Source organism: Arthrobacter sp. 179, from assembly GCF_052379645.1.
Taxonomy (GTDB): Bacteria; Actinomycetota; Actinomycetes; order Actinomycetales; family Micrococcaceae; genus Arthrobacter_H.
The window spans coordinates 21,677-38,791 of the sequence record NZ_JBQSYU010000016.1 but is presented as its reverse complement, the minus strand read 5'-3'; the positions used below and the strand labels follow the sequence as shown (position 1 = coordinate 38,791).

The following is a 17,115-nucleotide window of genomic DNA, read 5'->3' as shown; positions in this document are numbered from 1 at the left end:
ACAGGGACACCGGAGCCGACGGGCCCTGCACAGCCGGTGTCGGAAGGCAGCGGCCCGCGCAGCGTCCACAACGGGCGGGGCGGGGCCCTGCCGTGGCCGGGGCCCGCGGCACGGTGGGCTCATGGACCAGTCGCCAGCCTTCACCCCGTCGGCCCCACCCACCGGCGCTGCCGTCCGGGAGGTGGGCCAGCCCACCCGGCCGATGCCACCGGCCGGGCGCGAGGAGGCCGGCGGGGGTGAATCGGCGGGCACCGGCTGTCTCCTGGTGACCCGCGATGAGCAGCTGGCCGATCACGTGGCCCTCATCGCTGCCGCGTGCGGGGTGGTCCTGCTGCTCCACCGAAGCGTTCCGGAAGCGGTGCCGGACGGATGTTCCATGGTCTTGCTGGGCCCCGATGCCGCACCGGAGTGCCCGGCCGGCGGATTCCGGGTTCCGGTGGTCCTGATCGGGTTCGGCCGTGACGGTGAGGACCTCTGGCGGGCCGCGGCCCGGGACCCGGGAGCCCGGGTGGCGGTGCTGCCCGAGGCAGCAGCCTGGCTGGGGGAGTATCTCGGGGAACGGGCCCTGCATTCGGGGCGGGGACGGGTCACCGTGTTCTCCGGGGCCACCGGGGGTGCCGGCACCACCACCTTGGCCGTGCTCGCCGCGGTGGGAGCCGCCCGCCGCGGTGTCCGGAGCCTGCTGGTGGATGCGGATCCGCATAGCCGGGGGTTGTGGCCACTGCTGGGCCGGCCGGCGGTTTCCGGGGTTGGCTGGGAGGACTTCATGCGCTCGAGGGGCCGCATCGCCCCCGGGCATCTTGCCGAGGTCCTGCCCTCCAGCGAGGGCACCACCGTGCTGACCTGGACCGGGGGCCTGCCGGCACCGGTCCCGCCGGCGATGGTGAACGAGGTCATCGCCGCCTCGCGCAGGACCTTCGATACGGTCGTGGTCGATGCCGGCAGGACTGCAGGGGTGGATCAGACACTGTCCTCGCTGGCGGACTCGGTCATCGTGGTGGCCCCGGGTACCATGACCGGCACCGGACCACCGGTGCCCGGTGACGGGCCTGCCCACCGAAGCCCCTGCCGCCTGGTGGTCACCGGACGCCTGCCCACCGGGGTCGATGCCGGCCGGCTGGCCTCCGCCACGGGGCTGGAACTGCTGGGATACGTCCCCGCAAGCGCCGCATTCTCCGCGGCGGCCGGGGAAGGACGGCTGGGTGGGGTGCTCACGCGCCGCCGGTTGCGCCGTCGACTCGCCGGCATCGTGGGGTGGTCCCTCCCGCCTGTGGACGACCCGGCAGACACCGGACCGGTGGCCTCATGAGCCTCAACGGGTCGCCCGCCGCCGGGGCCCGGGACCAGCCCACCGGTCGGCGTCGCTGGGATCCGCGGGCCTCGGCCCGGTCCGGTGGTCCGGACCTCGACGAACGCCTGCTCGAAGAGGTGCGGCGACGGGCCCTGGGCGGGGCCGGACCGTTGACCGGCGCGGATCTGGCCGACGCGGTCCGGGCCTCGGGACTGGTGGTCGGCAGCAGTAGTGCGGCCCAGGTCATCCGCCTGCTCCAGGAGGACCTGCAGGGTCTGGGCCCCTTGCAGGCCATCGCCGATGAACCGGGCACCACCGATGTCCTCGTCGACGCCGAGGGACGGGTCTGGCGGGACGGCGAGGAGGGGTTGTGCCGGACCGCGTTGCATTTCACCGACCCCGAACGGATCAGGGCCCTGGCCGTGAGGTTGGCCGCCTCGGGAGGGCGGAGGCTGGACGGGGCCCAACCCTTCGCCGACGTCGTCGTGGGACGCTACCGCATCCATGCGGTCCTGCCTCCCATCTCCACCGGCGGCCCCCTGATCTCGGTGAGGATCAGACCAGGTCGGTCCGCGGGACTGAAAGCGCTCCTGCCCGGGGGCACGTCCAACCCCTGGCATCCGGTGTTGCTCGCCGTGGTCCGGGCCCGGCTGAACTTCCTGGTCAGCGGGGGCACCGGCAGCGGCAAGACCACGCTGCTCGGGGCGCTGCTGGGGGAATCGGAACCCACCGAGAGGCTGCTGATCGTGGAGGACGCCCGGGAACTGGAACCAGACCATCCCCATGTGGTGGGCCTGCAATGCCGGACCGGGAACATCGAGGGGGCCGGGGCGGTGGGGATGACCGAACTGGTCCGGCAGGCCCTGCGCATGCGCCCGGACCGGTTGGTGGTGGGGGAATGCCGCGGTGCCGAAGTCAGCGACTTCCTCACCGCCATGAACACGGGGCACGACGGCGCCGGCGGCACGGTGCATGCCAGTTCCGCCGCCGCGGTCCCCGCACGGCTGGCGGCCCTGGCGGCCCTGTCGGGAATGACCGGCACCGCGCTCGCCGTCCAGACCGGCAGCGCCCTGGACCTGGTCATCCACATGGGCCGGATCGGAGGACGCCGCACCCCGCTGGAATTGGGGCGGCTGGTCCCCGACGGGCACGGGTTCCTCACGGTCTCTCCGGTGCTGCACCCAGGGACCGATCAGGCCCTGCGGCCGGGACCTTCGGCCCCATGGTTGGCCGGACTGTTGGCCGAAAGGTCGATCCCATGTCCCTGGTGATCCTCGCCGGCAGCGTGTTGGCCGGGCTCGCCTGCTGGTTCCTGCCGACCAGCCGGTCGCTGCCTTCCGTCCCCGCAGCCGCTGCGGGACGGCCCGCTGCCGCGAGGAGGACGCAGGAGCCCGGAGCCGGCGGAGACCCGGGCAGGAAACGCCGATGGTTCCATCGCCCCGGCCCGGCATCGGGGGCGGGGCTGGACGACCACGTCGAAATGATGCGCCAACTGGCCGCCTTGCTGCGTTCGGGGCGCCACCCGGGGGAAGCCTGGCTGCTGCTGGAATCCAGCTGGGACCTGAGGATCCCGCACGCCGGGGAAGCCGGAAGACCAGCCGGCGGGTCCGCTGTGGGAGGCAGGGGCCCACGGGCCGGTGGCGCTGCCGGCGCCCGGGACATCGTGTCGGGATGTCGGGCCGTCCGGATCTGCCAGGAAACCGGTTCGGGGTCTTCGGCGGGAATCGAACGCCATCTGCGTGACCGGCCGGAATTCCGGCACGCCTGGCAGCGGCTGTTGTGGTGCATCAGCCTCTCGGAGTCCACGGGGGCCGCGTTGGGCGATCTGCTGCACCGCCTGGCCGACCAGCTTGAAGCCGAACAGGACCGTCGCCGGGCCCTCGAGGCTGCCTTGGCCGGACCACGGATGACGCAGAAGCTGCTGGCCTGGTTGCCTGCCCTGGGATTGGGGTTGGCCCAACTCATGGGGGCGGACCCCCTCGGAACACTCACCGGAACCGATCTGGGACGGATGTGCCTGGTGGCCGGGGGTGGACTCTGGTGGGCCAACGCGCTGTGGAGCAGGCATCTATTGGGGCCGCCCCGGCCGCATCGGCGCCGGGGGCGCACCCGGGGGGCGGGACGGAGCCGGTGATGGTCCTGGTTGCCGCGCTCCTGGCCGGGATGACGGCCTGGTGGTCATTGGCCGTCCGGCGCGGCCCGTGGGCCGGACCCGGCCCCGCCGCCGGCCCAGCGACAGGGGCCGGGAAGCAGGCCTCCGGAGCCGGGGACCAGCACCCGACGACCGCGGATGTTCCGCTGTTGCTGGAACTGGCCGCGACCTTGCTCGACGCCGGGCTTCCGGTCAACGGGGTCCTGGCGACCCTGGCGCGTGAGGTGGCCCCCTGCCGGGGGTTGCAGCCGGTGGTCCGATGCCTGGACCTGGGCATCGACTGGCAGCGGGCCTGGCAAGCCGCCCCCGCGGAGCTGCTCGGAATCGGTGAGGCGTTGGCCTTCGCCCACCTCACCGGGGCGGCCACGTCGGGCCTGCTCCGTTCCGCCGCGGACCAGGCCCGACGGAGCGAGGCCAGGAGAACGGAGAAGGAAGCGGCCGAACTGGGCGTGAAGATGGTCATCCCGCTGGGCGTCTGCGCACTACCGGCCTTCATCTGCCTCGGGATCGTTCCCGTGGTCATGGCCCTGCTCCCGGCGCTGGGCTAGCCGGACGGGCGTCTTCATGGCCCCGTGGCCGCCGACGGATCCCTCACAGGTGGTGGCGGCCACGCCGTTGTCCAGAGCGTGCCGGCCCCGCCCCCGCCCCCGGCCGTGGGCACCGGAGGGTGGAGGCAGGTCCCGTGCCGGGGCCCGTAGCCGGAAGGAATGGAGAACATCATGAACGAGCAGGACGAACAGGTCGACCCCGGAGGCCACACCAGGGCCGGCGGCCCGGAGGACGCCGCGGAAATCGGCTCCGGGTCGGGAAGCGGTGAGGAGGGGATCGCCACCGCTGAATTTGCCATCGTGGCCCTGGCCGCCGTGGGGTTTGCCGGGTTGTTGGTGAGCATCCTCAGCAGCGGGGGTGTCCGTGAGCTGCTGATGGGCCTGGTGCGTCAGGCCCTGTCCTTCTAGGACCGGTGGTGATCGTCAATCACCAGCGAGGCAGCAGCACGGCGGAGTTCGCCGTGCTGCTGCCGGTGGTGGCCGCCTTCCTGGCCCTGGTCCTGGGGGTGGGTGTCTGCGGCAGCACCCAGGTCAGGGTGGAACAGGCGGCCCGGGCGGCAGCCAGGGAACTGGCCCGGGGTGAACCTGCCGCCCACGCCGTGGACACCGGACATCGTCTGGCGGGGGAGGGCGCCTCCGTCCGGATCGGATCCGCGGGCCGGTATCGGAAGGTGGAGGTCACCCGCACGATCACGCTGCCCTGGCTCTCCGACCGGGAGTTCCTGGTGCTCAGCGCGCAGGCCCAGGCGCGAACCGAGGCCGACCCGGGCGGGCCGGTGGGCCACGATGGTCGCTGAACCGCGACCCGTGGGGGTCTGCGTCCGCTGCCCTGCAGGATCCGAGCGCGGTTCCGGGACACTGCTGGTCGTGGGCCTGGTCGCCGGCCTCGCCTTCTGCCTGGTGGTGGTCCTGTCCGTGTCCGCGGTGGCCACCGCGGCCGGTCGGGCGGCCAGCGCCGCCGATCTGGCGGCATTGGCCGCGGCCGACGCGGCCCGCGGCCTGGCCCCGGGTGAACCGTGCACCGTCGCTGCCCAGACGGCCGCCCGGAACGGGGCCGGCCTGGCCCAATGCCACAGGTCAGGGACCGGAGGAGTCGTCGTCGACGTCCGGACCAACATCCCGCTCGGGCCGGGGCTTTCCTGGCTGGCCCCGCTGGGGGTGGAAGCCACGGGTCGTTCCAGGGCCGGTCCCCCCACGACCGCCTGGACCCCTCCGGGGTGATCAGGCAGTCATGAAGCGTGCCGCAGCAACAGCCCCAGCAAGGCGATGGCTCCTGCCTTGTCCAAGGGGTTGTTGCGATTGCCGCATTTGGGGGACTGGACGCAGGAGGGGCATCCTGCGTCGCACTCACAGGCGCTGATGGCCTCCCGGGTGGCCCGTAGCCAGACGGTGACCTGCTCGAAGGCCCGCTCGACGAAACCGGCGCCGCCGGGATGTCCGTCATAGACGAAGATGGTGGGCATCCCGGTGTCCACGTGCAATGCAGTGGAGACCCCGCCGATATCCCACCGGTCGCTGGTGGCCACCAGCGGGAGCATGCCGATGCCCGCGTGTTCGGCGGCGTGCAAGGCCCCGGGGGCGGCATCGGGAAGGATTCCCGCCGCCGCCATCTCGCGTTCGGGCACGGTGAACCAGATGGCCTTGGTGAACAGGTCCCGGGCCTCGAGTTCCAGGGGCTCTTCTCCGAGGATCTCGTTGGAGACCAACGCCTTGCGTTGGAAGGAGACCACTTGCGTGGTCACCTTCACCTCGCCGAAGTGCACCTGGACCGGGCCCCAATCCAGGGTGCGCAGGACCTCGAGGACCCCGATGGTGGTGATGTCCCGGGCCTGGGTGTAGAAATCAGGGGTGGCCCGCTGGACCAGCACGCAGTGGTCCTGCTCATTGAGCTCCTCCACCACATAGGTGGTTCCTTGATGCACATAGACCGCCCCGGTATGGGCCTGGTATTGGGTCTGTGGGGACCCCATGGTTCCCAGCAGGGCGCCGGTGGCGGCATCGATGATGTTCATCGGGCCACCGCCGTCCGCCCGCAGGTTCACCATCGAGGCGGCGTTCTCCGGGTGGGTCCAGAACCAGCCCGACGGGCGTCGGCGCAGGTACCCGCGGTCCACCAGCGAATCCAACAGTCCGGCCGCGCTCGCGCCGAACAGTTCCACCTCCTCGGTGCGCAGCGGCTGCTCGGCCGCCGCAGCACACAGGTGGGGGCCCAACACGTAGGGGTTGGACGGATCGAAGACGGTGGCTTCGACCGAAGTCTCGAAAATGGCTTCCGGGTGGTGGACCAGATACGTATCCAGCGGGTCGTCGCTGGCGACGAATGTGGCCAGCGCATCCTGGCCCGCCCGGCCGGCGCGGCCGATCTGCTGGAAGAACGAGGCCCGGGTCCCCGGCCAACCCGCCACCAGCACCGCATCCAAACCGGCGACGTCGATGCCCAATTCCAGTGCCGAGGTCGACGCGATCCCGAGCAGTTCACCGGTACGCAGCTGGGTTTCCAGGTCCCGGCGTTCCTCGGGCAGGTAGCCGGAACGGTAGGCGGCAATACGGCCGGGCAGCGACGGGTGGACCTCGTCGACCAGACGGCGGGCGATGCTGGAGATGGTCTCCGCCCCCCGCCGCGATTTGATGAACGCGATGGTACGGACCTGACCGCTGACCAGATGGGCCAACAGCCCGGCGGTCTCGGCGATGACCGTGCGGCGGACCGGGGCACCGTTCTCCCCCCGCCCCTCCAGCAGAGGGGGTTCCCAGAGCGCCACCGCGGTCTGGCCATGGGGGGAGAAATCGACGGTGACCTCCCGGGCCTCGGCCCCGATGAGTCGTCCGAAGGACTCGGCGGAATCGGCGCTGGTGGCCGAGGCCCCGATGAACACGGGGTCGGCACCGTAGTGGGCGCAGATCCGGCGCAGACGCCGCAGCAGGTTGGCCACATGGGAGCCGAAGACCCCCCGGTAGCTGTGGGCTTCGTCGATGACGACGTAGCTGAGCCGGCGGAAGAACCGGGCCCACCCCGGATGGTTGGGCAGGATCCCGAAATGCAGCATGTCCGGATTGGTCAACACGAGATTGGCATGATCGCGGATCCACCGGCGTTCGCCGGGGTCGGTGTCCCCGTCGTAGCTGGCGACCTTCACCGTGGGCAACCCCAAGCCGATCAGTGCGGAACGCTGGTCGGCGGCCAGCGCCTTGGTGGGGGAGAGGTAGAGCACCACCGAACCGGTGGTCCGCAGGCTGACCGTCTGGTCCAGCTCTGCCCGGTGGATCGCGTCCAGGGCAGGCAACTGGTAAGAAAGGGACTTGCCGGAGGCCGTGCCCGTGGCAACGATCGTGTGATGGCCCTCGTGGGCACTGTGGGCCGCTTGCACCTGGTGCAACCAGGGAGTCTGGACGCCGCACCGTTCGAAGGCCTCCACGACCTCCGGATGCGCCCACTCCGGCCACGGACCATGGACGGCTTCACGGGCCGGGATGACGTGCAGATGCGTCAAGGCCTCGGGGGACTCGCCATGGCCCAGTTGCTCGATCAGTGCGTTGGGTTCTCTCACCGCATCAGTGTGGCATCACTGACCGACGGAACGGGGACCGGAGATGATTAGTCCTTCTTGCCCTCGAGGGTGACGATGCTGCCGATGGGGGTCCAGCCGAGGTAGTGGTACAACGCCTGCCCGTCGGTGGAGGCCACCAGCAGACCCTCTTCGACGTCATGCTCCAGGGCGAGGGCGACCAGTGCGCGCATCACCAGGCTGCCGAGCCCACGGCGGCGGAAGTCATCGGCCGTGATGATCCGGTCGAAGACGGCGTATTCGTCGACCATTGCGACGTGCCCACTGGCGGCAACGACGTCGGGGTCGTCCTCCAGGTGGATGGAGACGTAGGCGTGCTTGCCATCGCGTTCGGTCTCGATGGTGAAGCCCTCGGCCGGGCGGGGCGACTCCACGTCGTGTCCCGAGATGTCGGCGACCATCAGGGCCTCATCCGAGGTGACCACGCCCAAGCCGGCGGCCAGGGCCGCCTCGGTGACACTGAGGGAATCGCCGGTGACGATCGTCAGCCGGCGGGCAGGGTGTTTGTTCAGCGTCTCGCTGACCGCCACGAGCTCCTCGGAGGTGGGGTCGTTGATGATGTATTCCCAGTCCCCGCTCGTGTCATGGCGCAGGGCGGCATGGACCCGGCCCTCGGTACGGCTTTCATAACCGCGGGCACCGACCCAGCCGGTGACCCAGACGCCAATCAATTTGTCAGTTGCAGTCGATCCCATGCTCCAGACAATACCCGGTGCCGCGATCCACTGCAGAGTCGGGAGGGCATTTTCGGCACTTCGGTAGCGAATTGTTAACGACGGCGACCACCGCATGGACCGCTGGCGTCGGCGCGGGTGGGCGCGGCCCCGGGCCCGACGCGCTCCGAGGACGATGGCCGCCTTATCCTTGAAGGATGGCCCAGCACCGCATCGCCCTCTTCTACGTCTTCAAGCCGTTGCCCGATCCCGAGGCCATCCGCCTGTGGCAGCGTTCACTCCTGGAACAATGGCAACTGCGCGGGCGCATCCTCATTTCCCCCGACGGGATCAACGGAACCGTGGGCGGGGAGATCCGTGCGGTGAAGCAATACCTGAAGGCCACCCGCGAATACCCGGCCTTCCACGGCCTGGATGTGAAGTGGAGCGAGGGTGGCGCCGAGGACTTTCCGCGGATCTCGGTCAAGGTCCGTCAGGAGATCGTCTCATTCGGGGCCCCGGGCGAATTATCGGTCACCGACGACGGGGTGCAGGGCGGCGGCCGGCATCTGAACCCCCGCCAGCTGCATGAACTCGTCGAAAACCGCAGGACCTCCGGGGAGGAGGTGGTCTTCTTCGATGGGCGCAATGCCTTTGAAGCGCAGATCGGCAAATTCCGCGACGCCGTGGTTCCCGACGTCCAGACCACGCGCGACTTCGTCAAGGAACTCGACTCGGGAAAATACGATGACCTCAAGGACCAGCCGGTGGTCACCTATTGCACCGGGGGCATCCGCTGCGAAGTGCTCTCGGCGTTGATGCTCAACCGGGGGTTCACGGAGGTCTACCAGCTCGAAGGCGGGATTGCGCGCTACGGCGAGCAATACGGGGACCGTGGACTGTGGGAGGGATCGCTCTACGTCTTCGACCGTCGGATGCACCTGGAATTCACTCCCGAGGCGGTGACGGTCGGACGTTGCGTGGGCTGCCAGGACCCGACGAACAAGTTCGAGAACTGCGCCACGGCCTCATGCCGGAAGTTGCGGTTGTTCTGCGCCGGGTGTGCCGCCGATGACCAACTGCGGCTATGCCCCGACTGCTATGCCTTGGGCCAGAGGCCGGCCGAGGCGTCCTCCACGACCTGATCGGCCTCTTCGGTCGCGAAGACCTCGAAGCCGCGGGCCCGGTAGTTGGCCAGGGCGGCGGGACCGTCCAGGGAACAGGTGTGGACCCAGACCCGGTGCACCGCGGCGAACCCCTCCCACCGCGTATGCAGGTCCCAGGCCCGTGCCGTCCCCTCGCTGAGCAGCACCCCACCGAGACCCAGACCGAGTTGTTCGGGGAAGAGGCCGAAGTAGATGATTTCCACGACCCCGTCGGCCGAACCACCGAGTTCGATGTACCCGGCCGGCGCGCCGTCGACCGTCAACACCCAGGTCTCGCTGCCCTCACGCTGGACTTCTGCCGCCCACTGCTGCCGGGTCAGCCCCAGCCGATCCACCCAGTTCCACGACCCGCCCACCGAGCGGTAGAGGAACTTGCTGTAGTCGGCGGTGATCCCCGGGACGCGTTCGATCCGGCACCCCCGGGGCAGCGGGCGTGCGGCAGGGGTCAGGGACCGGGCGGAAGTCATCTGCAGGGATGTCGTGGTGACCAAGGTCAAGGCTGCTCCTGGGGTTCCGGTGCGGGTCGATGCATCGGAAGCCTATCCGCCGCTAGGCTCGAACGGTGAATACCTCGGCCCCCTTCTCCGTCATCAACCATGCCCCCCATAGCAACGAGCAGGATCTGCTCGATGCCCTGGCCGACGATCTGACCCGGGCCTGCTATCACCAGGAGGCCGTGGCCACCCTCCTCGGAGACGCGTCCCACGAGGCCCTGGGGCGGGACCAGATCGTGCCGGCGAAGCTGGTGGTCGAACGGTCCCTGGGCGCCGGGGGCGCCGGGGCCCTCCCGGTGCTGGTCGGGCTGTGGTTGCTGGGGATGTCCTTCCCCGACGAGGCCCTCCAGATGGCGTTCCCGCGCACCGGTACCGCCGGGCTGTCCCGGCTTCAGCTGATCGAACCCGACGGCGAAGGATTCCGTGCCGCGGTGGATCTGCGCCCGCACGCCAGCGATGTCGTTGCGCAGACATGGATCGCCAGTGACCTCGGGGCCCACCAACGGCCCGGGCCGTTGCGGCATGACCACGTCCTGGGTGTCGGCCGCGCGTCGGCGACCCTGGCGCAGGCGGTCATCCGCCGGCCCGTAGAACGGGCACTCGAGCTGGGCACCGGATCCGGGATCCAGCTCTTCTACCTGCTCAGCCATTGCCGACGCATCGTGGCCACCGACATCTCGGATCGGGCGCTGGCCTTTGCCCGGTTCAACCTGCTGCTGAACCACCGGGTGCTCGGAGTGGATCCGGAACGACTCGAGGAGCGGGTCGGGCTTCGCCTGGGGTCCCTGCTTGAACCCGTCGCCGGGGAGGAGTTCGACCTCGTGGTCTCCAACCCGCCCTTCGTGATCACCCCCCGCTCGGCGAGCGAACGGCCCGAAGACCGGTACACCTACCGGGATGGAGGGATGCCGGGGGACTCCCTCGTCGAATCCCTGGTGCGGGACCTTCCGGACGTGCTCGCTCCCGGAGGGACGGCGCAGATGCTGGCGAACTGGGAGATCCGAACCCAGGCGGCGTCGGATGACGGCGAGAACCACGTAGATGAGATGACACCGGGTGAGGAGTCCCCTGATGCGTGGGAGGCCGGTCCTCGCTCCTGGATCCGCGAGGGCACTGAAGCGTGGTTCATCCAGCGCGATGTCACCGCACCGGAGGTCTATGCCGAAACCTGGTTGCGCGATGCCTCCCAGGGGCGTGACCAGGAGGCCCATGACGCGGCCTACCGGGATTATCTGAGGGATTTCGCCGACCGCGACGTGGCCGGGATCGGTTTCGGGATGCTCTGGCTCCGACGGCCGGCCCAGCCGGACCGGTTGCCGTTCGGCCTGCGTTTCGAAGAGATCACCCATCCCCTGGAGCAGCCCGTCGCCCCGTATCTGCAGGCGCAGATCGAGGCCACCGACTCCCTGCTGGGGCGTGACCGGGCGGAGCTGGTCCTGGTGGTCGCCGACGACGTGACCGAAGAACGCCACCAACGACCCGGCGCGCAACATCCCGGGGTCATCCTGCTGCGCCAGGGGGCCGGATTGCGACGCACCACCCTGCTCGGTTCGGCGGAGGCCGGATTCGTTTCGGCCTGCGACGGAGAATTCAGCGCCGGCGTGCTGGCCCAGGCCGTGGCCTCCCTCGTGGAAGGGGACGAACGGGAGACCGCGGCGAACCTACTGGCCAGTGTTGATCGACTCGTTACCCAGGGGTTCGTCACCGAAGTGCGAAACAAAGGCTAAACTTTTTCCGTATGACTCAGAACACATCCGGAGAAGAGCCGCCCGTTGAGGCGAAGTTCCGGCGACAGGCCCAGAAACCGGTGGTCATCGGCGACCCGCAGGCCATCCGTGCGTTGGCCCACGAGGCCCGGTTGGAGGTCCTCGAAGAGCTGTTTGCCTCGCAGTCCACCCGCACCGCGACCGAACTTGCCTCGCGCTGCAACCTGACGCCCAGCGCCATGAGCTACCATCTGCGGGCCCTGGAGAAGTACGGCTACGTCGAACGTGCAGCCAGCGAGGGCGATGGCCGGGAACGCCGTTGGAAGGCGGCGGGGGACCAGTTGGTGGTCGGATCCTTCAACGACTCGACGGCAGCCAAGAATTCCTTCCTCAACGTCCAGCTCAACGCCTTCCGCGAGCGGCTCAGCGTGGAGATCAACCGTCGCGATGAGGAACGCAAGGCAGGAATCGAACCTTCCCCGAACCGACCACCGGTCCTGACGACCGGCATGGTGTTCCTGCGCAAGGAATTGCAGGAGGAGTTCGCCCAGAGGGTCTACGGGCTGGTGGACGAATACGAGGCCCTGGCGCAACCGGATGAGCGCGGGGTGGAAGGCGAACGCATCTACTACATGCTCTCCTTCCTCCCCGAGGCACCTGCCACCGATTCCTGACCCGCGCAACGCGGCGTTGACCACACCGGGAGGTCCTGGCTTGCGGTTGGTGTGCCCGAAGCGGCTAACCTAGTGCAGAATGAGCAGGTGCGCCCCCAACGGCGTGCCGTCAGCGGCAAATAGGAGTGTTGTGCCCCCCAAGGCCAAGGAAAAAACCGGCAAGAAGCTCGTGATCGTCGAGTCACCGGCCAAGAGCAAGTCGATCGCCAAGTATCTGGGCGATGGCTTCATCGTCGATGCCTCGGTCGGTCATATCCGGGATCTTCCCCAACCCTCGGAGCTGCCGGCGGAACTGAAGAAGTCCTCGGTCGGCAAGTTCGCCGTCGATCTGGAGAACGACTTCGAGCCCTATTACGTGGTCTATCCGGACAAGAAGAAGAAGGTCTCGGAACTCAAGGCCGAACTCAAGGATGCCGACGAACTCTATCTGGCCACCGATGCGGACCGCGAAGGCGAAGCCATCGCGTGGCACCTGTTGCAGGTCCTCAAACCCAAGGTCCCCGTCTACCGTCTGGCCTTCACCGAAATCACCCGCGAAGGTATCGCCCGGGCCATGGAGAACGTCCGTGAACTCGATACCGATCTGGTGGACGCCCAGGAGACCCGTCGGGTCCTGGACCGGATCTACGGATACGAGATCTCACCCGTCCTGTGGCGCAAGGTGGCCCGCGGTCTCTCCGCGGGGCGTGTGCAATCGGTGGCCACCCGGCTGGTCGTCGAACGTGAACGCGAACGCATGGCCTTCCGCTCCGCCTCCTACTGGGATCTGGCCGGGGAATTCGCGACCACAGCGGGAGAGTCCTTCCGCGCCAAGCTCGTGGCCGTCGACGGGGGCCGCGTGGCCGCCGGCCGTGACTTCGATGACCGGGGTGGACTGAAGACCCCGAAATCCGGCACCGCAGTCGTCCACCTGGACGAAGCAGCGGCGACCTCGCTGGCCGCTGGCCTGCAGGATAGCGATTTCGCCGTCACCAGTGTCGACACCAAGCCCTATACCCGCCGCCCGGCGGCCCCGTTCACCACCTCGACGCTGCAGCAGGAGGCCTCGCGCAAACTGCGGTGGTCCTCGAAGTCGACCATGCAGGTCGCCCAGCGCCTGTACGAAAACGGCTACATCACCTATATGCGTACCGACTCGGTGTTCCTCTCCAACGAGGCCGTCTCGGCGGCCCGGAAACAGGCCGCCGAACTCTATGGGCAGGAATCGGTGCCCTCGAAGCCGCGGATGTACAAGGCCAAATCCGATAGCGCCCAGGAGGCCCACGAGGCCATCCGGCCCTCCGGTGACGCCTTCCGCCGCCCCCGGGACGTGAAATCCCAGTTGGGGGCCGACGAATTCCGGCTCTACGAACTGATCTGGAAGCGCACGGTCGCCTCGCAGATGGCCGACGCCAAGGGCTCGACCGCTTCGGTCCGGCTGGCCGGGGAAGCCACCGACGGCCGCCGCGCTGAATTCTCCGCCTCCGGCACGGTCATCACCTTCCGCGGTTTCATGGCCGCCTATGAAGAAGGCAAGGACGTCTCGGCCGCCGAGGAAGCCGAGAAGGATGCCGAGCGCCGGCTGCCGCAGCTGGCCCAGGGCGACGCCCTGGTGGGCACGGATGTCACGGCCTCCGGCCACGAAACCACCCCTCCGCCGCGCTACACCGAGGCATCGATCATCGCCGAACTCGAAGAGCGGGAGATCGGCAGGCCCTCGACCTTCGCCCCCACGATTTCGACCATCATGGATCGCGGATACGTCAGCAAACGCGGTGGCGCCCTGGTGCCGAGCTGGATCGCCTTCTCGGTGATCCGCCTGCTGGAGGAACACTTCGCCCAGTACGTCGACTACGGATTCACCGCACGGTTGGAGGACGACCTCGATGAGATCGCCGCAGGACATCTGGCTCGCTCGGCGTGGCTGAAGGACTTCTACTTCGGTGACGGGGAGGAAAAGGGTCTGCAGGGCCTGGTCGAGAACCTCGGCGACATCGACGCCCGGGCCATCAACTCGATCGACATCGCCCCGGGCATCGTGTTGCGGGTGGGCAAATACGGCCCCTATCTGGAACGTCCCGCCCCGGCCGGCTCCCCGGAAGGCACCGACCCCGAACGGGCGAACGTCCCCGAGGATCTGGCCCCCGATGAGCTCACCGCCGAGAAGGCGACCTACCTGATGGACAATGCCGGGCCCTCGGAGCGCCCGCTGGGCATCGATCCGGAGACCGGACGCGAAATCGTGGCCAAGGACGGGAGATACGGACCCTTCGTTTCCGAGGTGATCGTCCCGCCGACCGAGGAGGAGCTGGCCGCCAGGCCGGTCGAATACTACAAGAACGGCAAGCCCAAGCCCCCGAAGAAGCCGGAGAAGATCAAGCCGCGCACCGGTTCGCTGTTCAAGTCGATGTCCCTGGAGACCATCACCCTCGAGGAGGCCTTGAAGCTGCTTTCCCTGCCTCGGGTGCTCGGGACCGATGCCGAAGGCGCGGAGATCACCGTGCAGAACGGTCGCTTCGGGCCGTATTTGAAGAAGGGCTCCGACTCGCGTTCCATCGGGACCGAGGAAGAGATCTTCAGCATCACGCTGGAACAGGCACTGGAGATCTACTCCCAGCCCAAGCAGCGTGGTGGCCGCGCCGCGACCCCGCCCTTGGCGGAATTCGGGGACGACCCGGTGTCCGAGAAGCCGATCATCGTCAAGGAGGGCCGCTTCGGGGCCTACATCACCGATGGGGCCACCAATATCACGGTTCCGCGCGGGACCGCGATCGAGGACCTGACCCGCGAGCAGGCAGTGGAGCTGCTGGCGGACAAGCGCGCCAAGGGTCCGGTCAAGCGGGCTGGCAAGGCCCCGGCCAAGCGCCCGGCAGCCAAGAAGAAGAAGTAGCGCAGGCGGGGTCAGAGATGCGACTGGGTGTCCTCGATATCGGTTCGAACACGGTTCATCTGTTGTTGATCGATGCCTACCCGGGGGCCCGGCCCACGGCCTTCGCCTCGCATAAGCGGCCGCTGTCCCTGGTGGCCTACCTCGATGAGGACGGGGCGATCACCGAGGACGGCCAACGCGAGCTGCTTGACTTCGTCCACGAGGCCTCCTTGTTCGCCACCCGTCACCGGGCCGAGGACCTGCTGGCGTTCTGCACCTCGGCGATCCGCAGTGCCAGCAACGGTCCCGCCGTCTTGGACCGGGTGGTGCAGGAAACCGGGATCCAGCTGGCGGAGCTCTCCGGCGAGCAGGAATCGGGGATGACCTACCATGCGGTCCGTCGCTGGTTCGGGTGGAGCTCGGAAAGGATCCTGGACCTGGACATCGGCGGTGGGTCGTTTGAAATGGCCTACGGGACCGACGAGTTTCCCGAACTGGCCCTTTCGGTCCCTCTGGGTGCCGGCAGGTTGACCCGTGACTGGTTGCCCGGGGACCCGCCCCGCACCTCCGATGTGAAGGCGCTGCGGGCCCACGTCAAGGAGACCTTGGCCGAACCGCTGGCGCTGATCGCCGAGCATCCGAAGCCGACCCTGGTCACCGGGACGTCCAAGACCTTCAGGTCCCTGGCCCGGATCACCGGGGCCGCCCCGAGCGCCGAAGGGATCCATGTCAAACGGGTCCTGCGCCTGGATGACCTGAAACTCTGGACCCGCCGGCTTGAAGCCATGACGACCCTCGAACGCACCGAGCTGCCCGGGGTATCCGAAGTGCGCGCACCGCAGATGCTCGCCGGGGCCATCGTGGCCTCCGTGGCGATGAACACGCTGGGGGTGAAATCCCTGCGCATCTGCCCCTGGGCGCTGCGTGAGGGGCTGATCCTGCGCCGCTTCGACCATTTGATCTTTGACGGACCTTTACCACTGGGGAGTAGCGTGGGAGTTGGCCACGTCGAACTCGGCCAACTGCCGGGATTGCCCACCGTGGGCGCGGTCGATTGAAAAGAGGGAGCCAGGCAATGTCGAAGGATCCGATCCAGGTGGGGTTGTCCAGCGCGTCGGTGTTCCCGCTGAACGTCCACGATGCCTTCGCGGTCTCGCATGATCTGGGCTACGACGGCGTCGAGGTGCTGGTCACCGGAAACCATCTCTCGCAGGACCCCCGCAAGCTGCACGAACTCAGTACCCGTTACGATCAACCGATCCTGGCGATCCACGCCCCCACGCTGCTGTTGACCCAGCAGGTCTGGGGTGACGCCTGGTCGAAGATCGAGATGTCGGCCGCGATGGCCCGTGATGTGGGCTGCGACATCGTCGTCGTCCACCCCCCGTTCCGCTGGCAGGGGGGCTATGCCACCGGTTTTGCCGACGGGGTCAAGAAGATCATGGACGATTACGGGGTCCGCATCGCCGTGGAGAACATGTATCCCTGGCGGGCCCGCGGTCGTGAAGCCAAGATGTACCTTCCGCACTGGAACCCCGTGCCGCAACCCTACGAATACGTCACCTGGGACTTCTCCCATGCCGCCATCGCGAACGTGGACTCGTTGGAGTCCATCAAGGCGCTGGGGAGCCGGCTGAGCCACGTCCACCTCTGCGACGGGGTCGACAACGGCAAGGACGAACACCTGGTCCCCGGACGGGGCACCCAGCCGGTCGCGGAATCGTTGCAGTTCCTGCGCGACAGCGAATGGGACGGCCACGTCGTCGTGGAGGTATCGACCCGCAAGGCCAAGGGAGCCGGAGGGCGCGAGGAATGGCTCGCCGAGACCCTGCGCTTTGCCCGGAAGCACTTGGAAGCGGTCGACCCCCCCGCCGGCACCAACGAGGCAGGCGATGCCGGGAACACCTCGGATTCCTCCACGCTGCGTTCCTGAGCGGACCACCGGGCCGCTGCCCGGCCGATCGCCGACGAACCGTCAGGGACTACGCCCGCCGGAGCCCCGTGGAAGAATGGTTCC

Annotated in this window: 16 protein-coding genes; 13 read left to right on the top strand and 3 right to left on the bottom strand. The window is 68.6% G+C overall.

Annotated features, from left to right (window positions below; genetic code table 11):
• Window positions 1-121 precede the first annotated feature (121 nt).
• From ssd to ACT3UE_RS10740, 7 genes are all read left to right on the top strand, one after another.
• Window positions 122-1,309: a septum site-determining protein Ssd gene (gene ssd, locus ACT3UE_RS10770; RefSeq protein WP_444566675.1), complete on the top strand. Its 1,188-nt coding sequence runs from the start codon at window positions 122-124 to the stop codon at window positions 1,307-1,309.
• Window positions 1,306-2,562, top strand: coding sequence for a TadA family conjugal transfer-associated ATPase (locus ACT3UE_RS10765; RefSeq protein WP_444566674.1), 1,257 nt, complete (start codon window positions 1,306-1,308; stop codon window positions 2,560-2,562). Before ssd ends, ACT3UE_RS10765 begins: the two co-directional genes overlap by 4 nt.
• Window positions 2,550-3,425 carry a type II secretion system F family protein gene (locus tag ACT3UE_RS10760; RefSeq protein WP_444566673.1) on the top strand — a complete coding sequence of 292 codons (876 nt, stop codon included), beginning with the start codon at window positions 2,550-2,552 and terminating at the stop codon, window positions 3,423-3,425. The genes ACT3UE_RS10765 and ACT3UE_RS10760 overlap by 13 nt, the downstream gene beginning before the upstream one ends.
• Window positions 3,425-3,991 carry a type II secretion system F family protein gene (locus tag ACT3UE_RS10755; RefSeq protein WP_444553383.1) on the top strand — a complete coding sequence of 189 codons (567 nt, stop codon included), beginning with the start codon at window positions 3,425-3,427 and terminating at the stop codon, window positions 3,989-3,991. Before ACT3UE_RS10760 ends, ACT3UE_RS10755 begins: the two co-directional genes overlap by 1 nt.
• 171 nt (window positions 3,992-4,162) lie before the next feature.
• Window positions 4,163-4,399 carry a DUF4244 domain-containing protein gene (locus ACT3UE_RS10750; protein WP_444553382.1) on the top strand — a complete coding sequence of 79 codons (237 nt, stop codon included), beginning with the start codon at window positions 4,163-4,165 and terminating at the stop codon, window positions 4,397-4,399.
• A gap of 8 nt (window positions 4,400-4,407) precedes the next feature.
• Complete coding sequence (locus tag ACT3UE_RS10745; RefSeq protein WP_444553381.1) at window positions 4,408-4,788, top strand: TadE family type IV pilus minor pilin; 381 nt, start codon at window positions 4,408-4,410, stop codon at window positions 4,786-4,788.
• Window positions 4,778-5,212 carry an Rv3654c family TadE-like protein gene (locus tag ACT3UE_RS10740; protein WP_444566672.1) on the top strand — a complete coding sequence of 145 codons (435 nt, stop codon included), beginning with the start codon at window positions 4,778-4,780 and terminating at the stop codon, window positions 5,210-5,212. The genes ACT3UE_RS10745 and ACT3UE_RS10740 overlap by 11 nt, the downstream gene beginning before the upstream one ends.
• An 8-nt stretch (window positions 5,213-5,220) precedes the next feature.
• On the opposite strand, the gene ACT3UE_RS10735 is transcribed toward ACT3UE_RS10740, so the two are convergent.
• Both ACT3UE_RS10735 and ACT3UE_RS10730 read right to left on the bottom strand, forming a co-directional pair.
• Entirely contained in the window at window positions 5,221-7,539 is a 2,319-nt protein-coding gene (locus ACT3UE_RS10735; RefSeq protein ID WP_444566671.1) for a DEAD/DEAH box helicase, read from the bottom strand.
• A 47-nt stretch (window positions 7,540-7,586) separates the two neighbouring features.
• On the bottom strand, window positions 7,587-8,252 hold the full coding sequence (locus ACT3UE_RS10730) for a GNAT family N-acetyltransferase (RefSeq protein WP_444553378.1): 666 nt from the start codon (window positions 8,250-8,252) through the stop codon (window positions 7,587-7,589).
• 176 nt (window positions 8,253-8,428) lie between these two features.
• On the opposite strand from ACT3UE_RS10730, the gene trhO reads away from it, so the two are divergent.
• Window positions 8,429-9,355: an oxygen-dependent tRNA uridine(34) hydroxylase TrhO gene (trhO, locus tag ACT3UE_RS10725; protein WP_444553377.1), complete on the top strand. Its 927-nt coding sequence runs from the start codon at window positions 8,429-8,431 to the stop codon at window positions 9,353-9,355.
• Here trhO and ACT3UE_RS10720 read toward each other — a convergent pair.
• Window positions 9,310-9,873 carry a GNAT family N-acetyltransferase gene (locus ACT3UE_RS10720; protein ID WP_444561093.1) on the bottom strand — a complete coding sequence of 188 codons (564 nt, stop codon included), beginning with the start codon at window positions 9,871-9,873 and terminating at the stop codon, window positions 9,310-9,312. The two genes, trhO and ACT3UE_RS10720, sit on opposite strands and share 46 nt — an antisense overlap.
• A gap of 65 nt (window positions 9,874-9,938) precedes the next feature.
• On the opposite strand from ACT3UE_RS10720, the gene ACT3UE_RS10715 reads away from it, so the two are divergent.
• The 5 genes from ACT3UE_RS10715 (at window position 9,939) to ACT3UE_RS10695 (ending at window position 17,031) form a co-directional block, all read left to right on the top strand.
• Entirely contained in the window at window positions 9,939-11,597 is a 1,659-nt protein-coding gene (locus tag ACT3UE_RS10715) for a DUF7059 domain-containing protein (RefSeq protein ID WP_444553375.1), read from the top strand.
• Between the two features lie 11 nt (window positions 11,598-11,608).
• Entirely contained in the window at window positions 11,609-12,250 is a 642-nt protein-coding gene (locus ACT3UE_RS10710; protein ID WP_444553374.1) for an ArsR/SmtB family transcription factor, read from the top strand.
• Between the two features lie 130 nt (window positions 12,251-12,380).
• Entirely contained in the window at window positions 12,381-15,119 is a 2,739-nt protein-coding gene (gene topA / locus ACT3UE_RS10705) for a type I DNA topoisomerase (RefSeq protein WP_444553373.1), read from the top strand.
• Between the two features lie 17 nt (window positions 15,120-15,136).
• Entirely contained in the window at window positions 15,137-16,156 is a 1,020-nt protein-coding gene (locus ACT3UE_RS10700) for a Ppx/GppA phosphatase family protein (RefSeq protein WP_444553372.1), read from the top strand.
• A gap of 17 nt (window positions 16,157-16,173) precedes the next feature.
• Window positions 16,174-17,031, top strand: coding sequence for a sugar phosphate isomerase/epimerase family protein (locus tag ACT3UE_RS10695; protein ID WP_444553371.1), 858 nt, complete (start codon window positions 16,174-16,176; stop codon window positions 17,029-17,031).
• The last annotated feature ends 84 nt before the right edge of the window (window positions 17,032-17,115 follow it).